Annotated in this window: 8 protein-coding genes; 3 read left to right on the forward strand and 5 right to left on the reverse strand. The window is 58.6% G+C overall.

The genetic code is table 11. The features are described from left to right. Window positions 1–180 precede the first annotated feature (180 nt). Complete coding sequence (locus OYW20_RS18890; RefSeq protein WP_268801182.1) at window positions 181–1,308, reverse strand: GNAT family N-acetyltransferase; 1,128 nt, start codon at window positions 1,306–1,308, stop codon at window positions 181–183. A 271-nt stretch (window positions 1,309–1,579) separates the two neighbouring features. Here OYW20_RS18890 and OYW20_RS18895 point away from each other — a divergent pair, with 271 nt between their 5' ends. Continuing rightward, the gene (locus tag OYW20_RS18895) at window positions 1,580–2,848 is read left to right on the forward strand and encodes a putative porin (RefSeq protein ID WP_268797444.1); all 1,269 of its coding nucleotides are present in this window, start codon (window positions 1,580–1,582) and stop codon (window positions 2,846–2,848) included. 229 nt (window positions 2,849–3,077) lie between these two features. On the opposite strand, the gene OYW20_RS18900 is transcribed toward OYW20_RS18895, so the two are convergent. The 4 genes from OYW20_RS18900 to fadD2 all read right to left on the reverse strand — a co-directional run bounded on the left by OYW20_RS18900 (window position 3,078) and on the right by fadD2 (window position 12,537). Beyond that, window positions 3,078–4,199 carry a beta-ketoacyl-ACP synthase III gene (locus OYW20_RS18900; protein WP_268797445.1) on the reverse strand — a complete coding sequence of 374 codons (1,122 nt, stop codon included), beginning with the start codon at window positions 4,197–4,199 and terminating at the stop codon, window positions 3,078–3,080. Window positions 4,200–4,578: 379 nt separating this feature from the next. Beyond that, entirely contained in the window at window positions 4,579–8,490 is a 3,912-nt protein-coding gene (gene hrpA, locus OYW20_RS18905) for an ATP-dependent RNA helicase HrpA (RefSeq protein WP_268797446.1), read from the reverse strand. Between the two features lie 237 nt (window positions 8,491–8,727). Next, a complete protein-coding gene (gene fadD1 / locus OYW20_RS18910) occupies window positions 8,728–10,425 on the reverse strand; it encodes a long-chain-fatty-acid--CoA ligase FadD1 (RefSeq protein ID WP_268797447.1) in 1,698 nt (565 codons plus the stop codon). A gap of 423 nt (window positions 10,426–10,848) precedes the next feature. Beyond that, window positions 10,849–12,537 carry a long-chain-fatty-acid--CoA ligase FadD2 gene (gene fadD2, locus OYW20_RS18915; RefSeq protein WP_268797448.1) on the reverse strand — a complete coding sequence of 563 codons (1,689 nt, stop codon included), beginning with the start codon at window positions 12,535–12,537 and terminating at the stop codon, window positions 10,849–10,851. A 224-nt stretch (window positions 12,538–12,761) separates the two neighbouring features. Between fadD2 and OYW20_RS18920 the strand changes: the two genes are divergently transcribed. Together OYW20_RS18920 and OYW20_RS18925 are read left to right on the forward strand one after the other, a co-directional pair. After that, window positions 12,762–13,706 carry an alpha/beta hydrolase gene (locus tag OYW20_RS18920; protein WP_268797449.1) on the forward strand — a complete coding sequence of 315 codons (945 nt, stop codon included), beginning with the start codon at window positions 12,762–12,764 and terminating at the stop codon, window positions 13,704–13,706. 46 nt (window positions 13,707–13,752) lie between these two features. After that, window positions 13,753–14,223, forward strand: coding sequence for a MaoC family dehydratase (locus OYW20_RS18925; RefSeq protein WP_268797450.1), 471 nt, complete (start codon window positions 13,753–13,755; stop codon window positions 14,221–14,223). Window positions 14,224–14,325 lie beyond the last annotated feature (102 nt).

Below are 14,325 nucleotides of genomic sequence, written 5' to 3' on the forward strand. Positions count from 1 at the left end.
CGGTTTGTGGATTGGACCGGCAACGCCCGAGCAAACGGCCGGCCACGCTCAGTCACCTGAGACGGCGCCTTTGTAGGAGCTGACGAGCCTGAGCGAGGCCGCGATGCAATCTCTATGACACACCGCAATCGCGGCCTCGCTCAGGCTCGTCAGCTCCTGCAGGGGTGTTACCGACCCGGATCAGTCAACCTGCCGATACGGCAGCGCAGTCCGGGCTTCTTCGGCGTATGCCAATATGCCCGCCCTTTCCTGATCAAGAAAATCTGCCACCGCCTCGCGCAATCCCGGGTGCGTTAGGTAATGCCAGGAATGAGTAATCACCGGCTCAAACCCACGAATCAACTTGTGCTCGCCTTGTGCGCCCGCGTCGAAGCGCTTGATACCCTTGTCGATCGCGTACTCCATCCCCTGATAAAAACAGGTCTCGAAGTGCAAGCGGTCGAACTCGGCCAGACACCCCCAGTAGCGCCCGTAAAAGCTGTCTCCACCGATCAGGCTGAACGCCATTGCCACCGGTCGCGAGCCCTGTTTCGCGAGCACTACCCGGATCGACTCCGGCATGCGATCAGCGACAAGACTGAAGAATTCCCTCGTCAGATAAGGCGCTTGCCCACGGACTTGGTAGGTATTGGAATAGCAGGCATAAACAAAATCCCACTGCACCTCACTCAGTTGATGGCCTTCGAGCCACTCGAAATCAATGCCCTGCCCCGCCACTTGCTCACGCTCTTTACGCATCTGCTTACGCTTGCGTGAACTCAATGCGTCGAGAAAATCCTGAAAGTCCCCATACCCACGATTTTGCCAGTGGTACTGACAACCAATGCGCTGCAACCAGCCGGGCTGCTCGGCCAGCAACGTATCAGTAATCGGGTCGGTGAAATTGACGTGAGCGCTGGACAACGATTCGATGTCGAGATAACCCGGTAGCGCGGCCAGCAACTCACGACCGTCTTCAGGCCGCTTGGCCAGCAGACGTGGCCCACTGACCGGACTGAACGGCACGGCCACCAGCAACTTCGGGTAGTAGGCGATGCCAGCCCGGCGACAAGCATCCGCCCAGCCATGATCGAACACATACTCGCCAGAGGAGTGCCACTTGCGATACGCCGGCAACGCGGCAATCAGTTGATCGCCTTCGTAATGCAGCAGGTGTTCGGCGCGCCAGCCGGAGCGTGGACCCAAACTGCCGCTGTCCTCCATTGCGCTCAAAAAGGCGTGACGCAAAAACGGAGAATCACCCGGTACCAAGTCATCCCACTCTGCGGGCGCCAAGGCCGACAGACTTTCCAATCGATGTAACGGCATCACGTCCCCCACTCATTTCGACTGCTTGGCGAGTATCACCCATTGGCCCGAATTGCACATGAAATTTGCCTTACAGCGCTCTAGGTGGCGGGTTCAACGAAATTTTCACATGTCATGGATATGGCATCACTTCGCCACCGTACTGTAATAATCGACCGCGATACTGGCGCCAGTTTTTAGAGCGTCCGGTTCTAAACGGGGGCTTTCCCGTTTGCTCCGGACGGTTTTTCAGGGCGGTGTGTGTCCGCCCCACTCAGTAACGGAGATTGATATGCGTCTTGCTTACACAAAAACTGCGGCGGCTCTGTGCGGGGGTTTGTTCCTGGCCATGAGCGTTCCGGCCAATGCCGCAGTCGACGCCAAATTGCTCGACATGCTCAAGGCTAACGGATCGATTTCCCCATCTCAGTACGCTGAACTGCAAACCGAGCTTGCCAAGGATCAGCAAGTTCAGCAGCAGCAAGCCACGCAAGTCGCTGCAGCGCAAAGCAAGACCGATGAAATGAACGCCTTCGCACAGAAAGTGGCCTGGGCCGCCAAGACGCAATTCAAGGGCGACGTTCGCGTGCGTCAGGAAACCATCAAGATTGATGGCCAGAACAACAGCCAGGACAAGGACCGCCAGCGCATTCGTGCCCGCCTGGGTGCCTATACCGAGATCAACCCGCAGGTGAGCACCGGTATCCGCATCGCCACCGGCGGCAGCAACGACGCACGTTCGACCAACCAGGACCTGGACGGCTACTTCGTCAAGAAAGACCTATGGCTGGATCAGGGTTACATCGATTACCACCCTGACGCGATCAAGAACCTGCACCTCATCGGCGGCAAGATGAGCCAGCCGTGGGTCAGCATGGGCGACATGATCTGGGACAGCGACATCAATCCAGAAGGTCTGGCGGCGACTTACAGCTTCCCGGTGAGCAAGAACTTCGAGCTGTTCGGCAGCGCCGGTAACTACACGCTCAAAGACAACATTGATGGCGACGGCACGCAGTTCAAGAACGACCTGCGCTTGAATGCGGGTCAGTTGGGCGCTCGCTTCACGCCGATCGACGCGTTGAAAGTGACCTTGGGCGGCAGCGTCTATCAGTACCAGAACGACAAGGACAGCGCCGCGCTGTCGGTCAACGGCAACAACACCAACCGCTTCCGTTTGCTTGAAGGCTTCGGTCAGGTCGATATCAATGGCCTTGCTGTGCCGCTGTCGGTGTATGGCCAATATGTGGTCAACAACGCTACCGACAGTGACGAAGATACGGGCTGGCTGACCGGCGTGAAAACCAAAGTGTTTGGTTTCGGTCTGGACTACAACTACCGCGATACCCAGCGTAACGCTGTGGTTGGCGCGTTCACCGATTCGGACTTCGCCAACGGCACCACCGGTTCACGTGGCCACAAGATGAAGGTCAGCTACGACATCGACAAGAACTTCGCAGTCGGCGCTACTTACTTCCTGACCAAGGCTGACTATGCAGTCGCCTCCCAGCGTGACGCGGATGCCAACACGTTGCAGCTGGACGTAGAAGCGAAGTTCTAAAGAAGCAGCTGCATGTAAGAAGGGCACAGATTTATTTTCGGTGAAGCGTTGAGAATAAATCGGTCCCCTTGCGTTGAGTTCAAGCTACAAGCCTCAAGCGAAGTGGCTCCCGTCGCCTGAGGCCGCTACATCCTTCCAGCCCGCCGTTGCCCTGTCGGATCCCCATCATCCGTTCGACAGGTCAGCGCCGGGCTGTTTTTGTTTGTTTATTGTAGGGGCAGCATTATCTTTACTTCTTGCGAAGGATCACGCTGCCAATCGAATACCCCGCACCAAAAGAACTCAACACGCCCAGCGCGCCGCTTGGCAGGTCGTCCTGATAGGTGTGCAGCGCAATCACCGAGCCAGCAGAACTGGTATTGGCGTAGGTGTCGAGAATCACCGGCGCTTCTTCAATCGTTGCCTCGCGGCCGAGCAGCTTTTTGACGATCAGGTGGTTCATGCTCAGATTGGCCTGATGCAGCCAGAAGCGCTGAACGTCGCTCACATTCAGGCTGTTTTCGTGCAAGTGCGCGCCCACCAGTTCGGCGACCATCGGGCACACATCACGAAAAACCTTGCGGCCTTCCTGGACGAACAGTTTGTCGGCCTTGCCCTCGCCCTCTTCCGCCGTCCGGTTGAGGAAACCGAAGTTATTGCGGATGTTGTTGGAGAACGTGGTCAGCAGCTTGGTGCTGACGATGTCGAACTGATAGGCCGACGTCGCAAGATCAGCGCGTTCCACGACCACCGCCGTGGCGGCATCCCCGAAAATGAAGTGACTGTCGCGATCACGGAAATTCAAATGCGCGGTACAGATCTCAGGGCTTACCACCAGCAGGGCGCGAGCCTGACCCAACTGCACGCTGTTGCAGGCCGCTTGAATGCCGAAGGTGGCCGACGAACAGGCAACGTTCATGTCAAAGCCGAAGCCCTGGACGCCCAAAGCGGCTTGTATCTCGATGGAAATAGCGGGGTAGGCACGCTGCAGGTTGGAGCAGGCGACGATCACGCCGTCGATGTCTGCGGCGGTTTTGCCTGCGCGCTGCAAGGCTTGCTCGGCCGCCGCAACCCCCATCTGACAGAGAATCGACCACTCGTCGTTGGAGCGCTCCGGTAGCCGGGGCTTCATGCGTTGTGGATCGAGGATGCCGTCCTTGTCCATGACAAAACGGCTTTTGATGCCCGACGCCTTTTCGATGAACGCCGCGTTGGACTCGGTCAGCGCCTGCACTTCACCGCGCTCGATGGCCGCAGCATTTTCAGCATTGAACTGCGCAACGTAGGTGTTGAAAGACTCAACCAACTCATCATTGGAAATGCTGCTGGCCGGGGTGTAGAGCCCGGTGCCACTGATCACGACGTTATGCACGGTCGATCCTCTCTTGTTGATGGCAGCAGGTAAAAGACCTGCTCAGGCATCGGCACTGGCTGTTTTTTGGAACGGCAGTGCCAATGCATCAATAAAACGCTCCGCGGACGGAGACAATGTTCATGACATTTTGATGTTTTAGGCGCGAAGTTTGCCATATCGGCCGCGGTTTGGCGCGGTCGCGCTTGCGCTTCTGGCCGGAGGAGTCTGGCTTGCCGACGTTCTGCTGCGACGCGGCATCGGACCCGGTGAACGCGGTGTATCAGAACGACCACGTTGTCAGGTTTTGCTGCCGGTGCCCGGCAGATCGCCTGCAAGCAGGGCGCCCACGCCTTCGGCAGAAGCCCGGCAGCGCCCGGTAGCGGATCAGCGTCCCGAATCAGCCCTCGACAGCCGCCCACTGCTTGCTCAGTCGCTTGTCTGAAATCGGCACCTTGGTCCCCAGTTGCTGGCCGAACAACGAGACGCGGTATTCCTCCATCCACCAGCGGTAGACCACCAGCTCATCGTCGCGCTTGCCCTCTTGGCCGTGCTTGTCGGCGCGGGCCTGGTACTGCGCCCACAGGTTCGCAAGCTCGATGCTCCAGACCCGGTCTTTCTGCACTTGCGCCGGCAGTTTTTCCAGGCGCATTTCAATGGCTTTCAGATAGCGCGGCAATTCCTTGAGCCATTGCGAAGGGGTTTCGCGCACAAAGCCCGGATAAACCAATTTGCTCAGTTGCGACTTGATGTCGTTGAGGGCAACTGCCTGGGCGAGATCGATCTTGCCCTTGAAACGCTTTTGCAGGCCGTGCCACAGCTTGAGGATTTCCAGGGTCAGCTTCGCCAGGCGCTCGGCGTGCTCGGTGAGTGCGCCGCGCTTGCGCTCGGCCAGTGACAGCAAACCGGCACCGTCACGAGGCAGGCTGGCTTCACCCTCCAGAATGCAGGTGTCGAGACTCGCCAGCAGAATGTCTTCGATCAGCGCATCGACGCGGCCCAATTCGCGGTACAGCAGCCCCAGCTCGGTCTGCCCAGGCAGTTTGCTGCGCAGGAACTTCGCAGGCTCGGCCAGTTGTTGCAACAACAGCCGCTGCAAGGCTCGACGGTGTTGATATTCGGCCTCGGTGGCGGTCGAGAACCGTCCTTCCTTGACCGCGCCACCCTCTTCGACCAATGCCGGATAGACCGTCATCGACAGGCCGGCGATGTTCTGCTGGGTCTGCTGGGCCACGGCTGCAAACCCTTTCGGCTCCACCGGTTGCTGACTTTTGGCGGTTTGCGGCACGGCCAACGCCGCCTGACTGGCTTGAGCAAACCGTGCGGTCAGCTCATCCAGTTCGCGGCCTTCGCCCAGAAACTTGCCGTCGCCGTCGACAATTTCGAGGTTCATCTTCAGGTGGCTTTCAAGCTGTTGCGTCGCCTCAAGCCACGCTTCATCAGAAACACGTGCCCCGGTCATGCGCAACAGCTCGCGGCCCAGCGCGTGCGTCAGCGAGCCCTCACCAAAGGTCATGCGCTGCAAAGCGGCTTTGACGAAATCAGGCACCGGCACGAAGTTTTTGCGCAGCGCCTTGGGCAGGTTGCGAACCAGCGCAATGCACTTGGTTTCCAGCAGCCCCGGCACCAGCCACTCCAGGCGCTCGGCAGGCAAGGACAGCAGCAGCGGCGCGGGCACACGCACCGTCACGCCGTCACGCGGATGGTTGGGTTCAAAATGGTAAGTGAGCGACAGGGTCAGATCGCCAAGGCGCAACGTGTCCGGGTATTGATTGGCCGTGACCTCGCTGGCTTCGCGGGCCAGCACGTCTTCCTCGCGCATGATCAGCAACTGAGGGTGTTTCTGGCTTTCGGTCTTGTACCAACTGTCGAACGTCGCGGTCTGGTGAATCTCGGCCGGCAGACGCTCATCGTAAAAACGGTAGAGGGTTTCTTCGTCCGCCAGAATGTCGCGGCGACGCGCCTTGGCTTCAAGTTCGTCGAGTTCTTCCAGCAGCCTGGCATTGGCGGTCAGGCATTTGGCACGGGACTGAATCTCGCCGCGCACCAGCCCTTCGCGGATGAAAAACTCACGGGACACCACCGGATCAATCGGCCCGAAATGCACTGGCCGACGCCCCACCACGATCAGCCCGAACAGGGTGATCTGTTCAAAAGCGACGACCTGCCCGCGCTTCTTCTCCCAGTGCGGCTCGAAATGGTTTTTCTTGATCAGGTGCCCGGCCAGCGGTTCGATCCAGTCCGGCTCTATCTTGGCCACCATGCGCGCGTACAGCTTGGTGGTCTCGACCAGTTCAGCGGCCATGATCCACTGCGGACGCTTGCGACCCAGGCCCGACGATGGATGCACCCAGAAACGCCGTTGACGGGCGCCGAGGTAATCGCCTTCTTCAGTCTTCTGGCCGATCTGGCTGAGCAGACCGGACAAAACGGCTTTGTGAAATTTCGGGAAGTCGGCCGGCTCTTTATTGACCGTCAGTTGCAGATCGCGGCAGATCAGGCTCAGTTGACGATGGGAATCGCGCCACTCGCGCAGCCGCAGGTAATTGAGGAAGTTACGACGGCACCAGTTGCGCAACGGGCTGGCGGTCAGTGCCTGGCGCTGCTCCTCAAAACCGCGCCACAGATTGACCAGTCCGGCGAAATCCGAGTCCTGGTCCTTCCATTGCGCGTGAGCCTGATCGGCTGCCTGCTGACGTTCCGGTGGGCGCTCACGCGGGTCTTGAATCGACATCGCGCTGGCGACGATCAGCACTTCCTGCAAACTGCCCTGTCTGGCAGCTTCCAGCAGCATGCGGCCCATGCGCGGGTCAACCGGCAGGCGCGCCAGTTGACGGCCCATCGGCGTCAGCTGGTTCTCGCGGTTGACCGCCGAGAGCTCCTGCAACAGGTTGAAGCCGTCGCTGATGGCCTTGCCGTCGGGCGGCTCGATGAAGGGGAAATCGGTGATCTCGCCCAGACGCAAATGCAGCATCTGAAGAATCACGGCCGCAAGGTTAGTGCGCAGAATTTCCGGATCGGTGAAGCCTGGACGACTGTTGAAATCTTCTTCGCTGTACAAACGCACGCAGAGTCCGGGTTCGACCCGACCGCATCTGCCTTTACGCTGATTGGCGCTGGCCTGGGAAATAGCCTCGATGGGCAAGCGCTGCACCTTGGCGCGATAGCTGTAGCGGCTGATGCGCGCGGTGCCGGTGTCGATGACGTAGCGGATACCCGGCACGGTCAGCGAGGTTTCGGCGACGTTGGTGGCCAGTACCACACGACGACCCGGATGCGACTGAAAAATGCGCTGCTGTTCGGCAGGCGAAAGGCGCGCGTAAAGCGGCAGGATTTCGGTGTGCCTGAGTTGCGCCTTGCGCAGCATCTCGGCCGCGTCGCGAATCTCGCGCTCGCCGGGCAGAAACACCAGCACATCGCCGGGGGATTTACGCTCGCTGCGCTCCATGGCCGCCAGCTCGTCCAGCGTGGCCAGAATCGCCTGATCGACCGTCAGGTCTTCTTCGACGCTGTTGCCGTCTTCGTCCTGCTGTGAAGTGAGCGGACGGTAGATCGTCTCCACCGGAAACGTACGGCCCGACACCTCAATGATCGGCGCTTTATCGAAATGCTCCGAGAAGCGCTCAAGGTCAATGGTGGCCGAGGTGATGATGACTTTCAGGTCCGGACGCCGTGGCAGCAGGGTTTTCAGATAGCCCAGCAGGAAGTCGATGTTGAGGCTGCGTTCGTGGGCTTCGTCGACGATGATCGTGTCGTAGCGCTCAAGAAAGCGGTCGTGCTGGGTTTCGGCCAGCAGGATGCCGTCGGTCATGAGTTTGATGAGGGTGCTGCTGTCGCTCTGGTCTTCGAACCGCACCTGATAGCCAACCAACGCGCCAAGGGGTGTGCCGATTTCTTCGGCGACGCGGCTACCGACGCTGCGTGCGGCAATCCGGCGGGGCTGGGTATGGCCGATCAGCCCGTGCTGACCACGGCCGATTTCCAGACAGATTTTCGGCAACTGAGTGGTTTTGCCCGAGCCGGTTTCGCCAGCGATGATCAGCACTTGGTGCTTGAGCAGCGCGTCTTTGATTTCGTCGCGCTTGGCGGCGATCGGCAGGTTGTCGTCGTAGCGAATGGTCGGCACGCTGTTTTTGCGCGCCAGCACCTGGGCGCACGAGGCCTGAACCCGCTCGACCCATTGCGCCAGCTTCGCCTCGTCCGGCTTCTTGCGCAGATCGTGCAACTGACGGCGCAAGCGATGACGATCACTGATCATCGCGTGGTCGAGGTTTTTCAGCAGTTGGTCGATGGAGGGCGATTCGTCGGTCATCAGCGGCGCAGGGTCTTCATTTGAAAAGCAGGGCGCGGATTGTCGCAGATTTGAGCGGGGGGATGCATATCTGCGCACGTGCTCGAATCTTTGTAGGAGCGCGCTTGCCCGCGATGGCGTTGGGTCAGGTCAATCGATGGTGACTGGACGAATGCATTCGCGGGCAAGCGCGCTCCTACAAGGTAGGCGTAGATCAAAAGAAACCCCGCACGCGGCGGGGTTTGGCAACTGCGTGAGTCAAGCCTGTTTTTTGAGCGCCAGCTTTTTGATTTCGCCATCACGCAGTTCACGGCGCAGGATCTTGCCTACGTTGGTGGTCGGCAGCGCATCTCTGAACTCCACACTGCGCGGCACTTTGTAGGCCGTGACGTTGGCGCGCATGTGCTCCATCACCTGGTCCTTGGTCAGCGTTGCGCCCGGTTTGGTGACGATGAAAATCTTGATCGATTCGCCCGACTTCTCGTCGGGTACACCAATCGCCGCGCACTGGAGAACGCCCGGCAAAGTTGCCAGCACGTCTTCCAGCTCGTTGGGGTAAACGTTGAAACCGGACACCAGAATCATGTCCTTTTTGCGATCGACAATGCGCATGTAGCCGTCGGGCTGAATGATCGCGATGTCACCGGTCTTCAACCAGCCCTCGGCGTCGAGCATTTCATCGGTGGCATCCTGATGCTGCCAGTAGCCCTTCATTACTTGCGGACCTTTGATGCAAAGTTCGCCCACTTCGCCGAACGGCAGTTCTTCGCCTGCATCGTTGATGGTTTTGCACAGCGTGGACGGGACCGGAATGCCGATAGTGCCCATCTGGATTTTCTGGATCGGGTTGACACTGGCAACCGGACTGGTTTCGGTCATACCGTAGCCTTCGCATATCTCGCAGCCGGTCACCTCTTTCCAGCGCTCGGCGGCCGCTTGTTGCAGCGCCATGCCGCCCGACAGCGTGACTTTCAGCGACGAGAAATCCAGGCGACGAAACTCCTGGTTATTACACAGCGCCACGAACAACGTGTTGAGACCCACGAACCCGCTGAACTTCCACTTCGACAGTTCCTTGACCATCGCCGACAGGTCACGCGGGTTGCTGATCAGGATGTTGTGGTTGCCAATCAGCATCATCGCCATGCAGTGAAAGGTGAACGCGTAAATGTGGTAAAGCGGCAACGGCGTGATGAGGTTTTCACTGCCTTCGTTGAGGTTCGACGCCATCAACGCCCTGCATTGCAGCATGTTGGCGATGAGGTTGCGGTGGGTGAGCATTGCGCCTTTGGCGATGCCGGTGGTGCCACCGGTGTACTGCAGGACCGCAACATCGCCGCTCTCGGGCGATGCGTCCTTGACCGGCTGACCGCGACCTTTGGCCAGCACGTCATTGAACTTGATCGCATTGGGCAGGTGATACGCCGGCACCATCTTTTTAACGTACTTGATGACACTGTTGACCAGCAGACGCTTGAGCGGCGGCAGCAGGTCGGCGACTTCGGTGACGATGATGTGTTTGACGCCGGTCTTGGGCACGACCTTTTCGGCCAGGTGCGCCATGTTGGCCAGGCAGACCAGCGCCTTGGCGCCGGAGTCGTTGAATTGATGTTCCATTTCCCGCGCGGTGTACAGCGGGTTGGTATTGACCACGATCAGCCCGGCGCGAATGGCGCCGAACACGGCAATCGGGTACTGCAGGACGTTGGGCAACTGCACGGCAATGCGGTCACCCGGTTGCAGGTCTGTGTGTTGTTGCAGGTAAGCGGCGAAGGCGCCGGACAGCGCATACATCTCACCATAAGTGAGTGTTTTGCCCAGGTTGCTGAAAGCCGGTTTGTTGCCGAAACGCTCACAGGACTGTTTCAATACAGCCTGAACGTTTGGATACTCGTCAGGATCGATATCGGCGGCGATACCAGACGGATATTTATCCTTCCAGAAGTTTTCAATCATGGAAGCCGACTCCTCAGCGACAGCGATTTCTACACACCGCTTATTGCGGCGATTTCTTGTGTTTGGAATGGTGCAGCTCGCGCTTTTCAGCTCACCATGAGGGCGAAAAGCGGGCCGAGAGTAGCAGCTTTGCTTGGGGTCGCCTAGGGCCAATAGCGGCCCCCGCAGTCACAAATATGACTCTTGAATATTTCTCGGTCACATTTAGAGCAATGAACCTAAATGTCGAAAATGACATTCTTCAACTGGGCGCAAAGCGTTCTGTAGGAGCGAACTTGTTCAAGAGAGATTTGTGCCACAGGCATATCCCTACCGTCTGAACGATTGCTTCGCGAGTGAATTCGCTCCTACAGAATCCGGGTCGGGGAGTCGCGCAAAAAAAAACGGCGTGTCTTCACACGCCGTTTTTTGGGTTTGCAGGCTTCAGGCAGTGTCTCGCAACTCGCGCCTGAGGATTTTGCCCACAGGCGTCATCGGCAAAGACTCACGCAATACGATCTGCTTGGGAATCTTGTAGCCCGTGAAGTTCTGTTTGCAGTAAGCCTTGAGTTCCTCGCAGGTAAGGCTCGACTCCCTGGGGACGACAAACAGCTTCACGGCCTCGCCTGAGCGCTCGTCCGGCACGCCGATGACCGCGCAGCTTGCAACTTTTGGATGACGCATGATCACGTCTTCGATTTCGTTGGGGTAGACGTTGAAACCCGAGACGATGATCAGGTCCTTTTTGCGGTCGACGATGCGAATGAAGCCATCGGGATCAATCACCCCAATGTCGCCGGTCTTCAACCAGCCATCAGCGTCCAGAACCTCGGCGGTGGCGTCCGGACGGTGCCAGTAACCCAGCATGATCTGCGGTCCTTTCAGGCACAACTCGCCGCGCTCGCCAACGGGCATCTCGACGCCTTCGTCGTCAATGATTTTCGCGGTCGTACCCGGCACAGGCATCCCGACCGTACCCAGTCGCGACTGGCTGCCGTAGGGATTGGCGGTGGCAACCGGCGAGGTCTCCGTCAAGCCATAGCCTTCAACGATAGGGCAGCCAGTGAGCTGCTCCCAGCGCTCGGCAGTGGACTTCACCAATGCCGTACCGCCCGAGTTGGTCAGGCGCAAGGTGGAGAAATCCAGCGTCTTGAAATCCGGGTGTTCCATCAGCGCGACGAACAGGGTGTTGAGGCCGATCATGGCCGAGAAGCGCCAGTTTTTCAGTTCTTTGATGAAGCCGCCAATGTCGCGCGGGTTGGTGATCAACACGTTGTGGTTGCCGCTGACCATCATGCACATGCAGTTAACCGTGAACGCATAGATGTGATACAGCGGCAGCGGCGCAATCATGATTTCGCTGCCTTGCCTGAAGATAGGCAGCCCGTCAGCGCCGTGCTGCAACATGCAGGCATAGACCTGCTGCATGTTGGCAACCAGATTGCCGTGGGTCAGCATCGCGCCTTTGGGCGAGCCAGTGGTGCCACCGGTGTATTGCAAAACCGCGATGTCTTCGAGGTCCAGCTGCACAGCCTGCAAGTGATCGCCGCGCCCACGTTTCAAAATGCTTTTGAAGGACACGGCCTGAGGCAACTGATAGTCGGGCACCATCTTTTTGATCTTGTCGACGACGGTGTTGATCAGCCATCCTTTGGCCGCCGATTGCATATCGCCCATCTTCACTTCGATCAGGTACTGAAGCTCGGTATCGGGCAGCACTTCCTGAACGTTTTTGCCAAACAGGTTCAGGTACACCAGAGCGCGTGCGCCCGAATCCTTGAACTGGTGGCGCATTTCGCGGGGGGTATAGAGCGGATTGGTGTTGACCACGATCAGCCCCGCCCGGATCGCGCCGAACACGGCAATCGGGTACTGAATCAGGTTGGGCATTTGCACGGCGATGCGATCACCGGGCTTAAGATCGGTTTGCTGTTGCAGGTAAGCGGCGAACGCGGCGGAGTGGCGATCCAGTTGCGCGTAAGTAATAGTGACGCCCATATTGCTGAAGGCAGGGCGATCCGAGTATTTTTTGCAGCTGCGCTCGAACACTTCAACCACTGACTTGTACGCGCGCAGATCCACCTCAGGGAGTACGCCCGCCGGGCGTTTGTCGTTCCAGAATTCAGGTTGCATGTTGTTTTTATCCTCTTACCTGAGAGTGCTGGCCGCGTGTTGCCCCGCGGATGCTTGCCGGACGTTATCAGCTAACGCAGGGAAGGCAAATAGGCCAGACAGCGTTATCAACAGGGTGAATCTTGTGGGTGATGAGACTCTCATCTGCCGTGGTCTATACATAAAAATCAAAGCGCTTACACGCGGCTTTTCAAGACAAATTCTTACAAGGCCAGAGAAACGCCATGAAGCATGAAGCGTTTTGGCTTGATGCCTACGATCAGAGCCGTTTGTATGTCAATGCGTGGGTTCCGGTCGCCGGAGCCAAAGCCGTGGTCATGCTTTCCCATGGCATGACCGATCACAGCGGACGCTACGCGAGGCTGGGCGCCGCCATGAGCGCGGCCGGTTTCGCCCTGTATGCCCACGATCAAAGGGGTCACGGGCGCACGGCAGCTCACGGCCTGCTCGGGCATTTCGCCGATCAGGACGGCTGGGACAAAGTGGTAGGGGATCTCGCCAGCCTGAAAGATGCCATCGGCAAACGGCATCCGGGTGTGCCTGTGTTCCTGCTGGGTCACAGCATGGGCAGTTACGTCGCGCAGGCTTATCTGCTGAAGCACAGCGCTGGTGTGCAGGGCGCCATTCTCAGCGGCTCGAATTTTCGACCGCTCTCGTTCTACCGCAGCGCCGCCCTCCTCGCCCGCTTCGAACGCTGGCGGCAGGACGCGAAAGGCCGCAGCGCGCTCATCGAGTTCTTGTCGTTCGGCTCGTTCAACAAGGCATTCAAACCCGTACGTACGCCTTTTGACTGGCTGAGCCGCGACCCTGTCGAGGTCGATCTGTACGTAAAAGATCCGCTGTGCGGGTTTCGCTGCACCAATCAATTCTGGGTGGACCTGATTGGCGGATTGCAACACATCAGCCAACCGGGCCAACTGACGCACATCGATCACGGTCTTCCCTTGCTGATAATCGGCGGCCAATGTGATCCGGTGAGCGACGGCAAGCGTCTGAACGATCTTGCCGATGCGTACAAGGCCTCGGGGCATCAATGGGTAACGCTGAACCTTTACCCCGGAGCGCGGCACGAACTGTTCAATGAAACCAACCGCGATGAAGTCACCCGTGATCTACTCGCCTGGCTCGAACGGGCGCTGGCCCAGCCACGACCCCGCCAGCCAGACTGATCGTCCGGACTGTCGTTTTATCACTCAGATGTCACAGGATTGTTCAATGACCGAAGTCACCAACACCCCGTATGAGGCCCTAGAAGTTGGCCAGACCGCCAGCTACAGCAAGATGGTCGAAGAGCGCCACATTCAACTCTTCGCCGAGATGTCGGGCGACCGAAACCCGGTTCACCTGGACGCCGAGTTTGCGGGCAAGAGCATGTTCAAGGAGCGCATTGCGCACGGGATGTTCAGCGGCGCACTGATCAGTGCAGCCGTTGCGTGTGAGCTGCCAGGGCCGGGCACTATTTATCTGAGCCAGCAGATGACCTTTCAAAAACCGGTGAAGATTGGCGACATGCTGACCGTGCGCCTGGAAATTCTCGAGAAGATGCCAAAATTTCGCGTGCGCATCGCCACTCGTGTCTTCAACCAGAAAGATGAGCTGGTCGTAGACGGCGAAGCTGAAATCCTCGCCCCTCGCAAGTTGCAGACCGTCACGCTGGCGGACTTGCCGACGATTACGGTTGGCTGAAACACTGATTCTGTAGGAGCCAACTTGTTGGCGAAGCGCCTGAGGAAGCGGTGTCAGACAGGCCGTCTCGCGAATAAATTCGCGCCTGCAGAGCAACGCAGC

The organism is Pseudomonas sp. BSw22131 (genome assembly GCF_026810445.1).
In the GTDB taxonomy this organism is placed as follows: domain Bacteria; phylum Pseudomonadota; class Gammaproteobacteria; order Pseudomonadales; family Pseudomonadaceae; genus Aquipseudomonas; species Aquipseudomonas huanghezhanensis.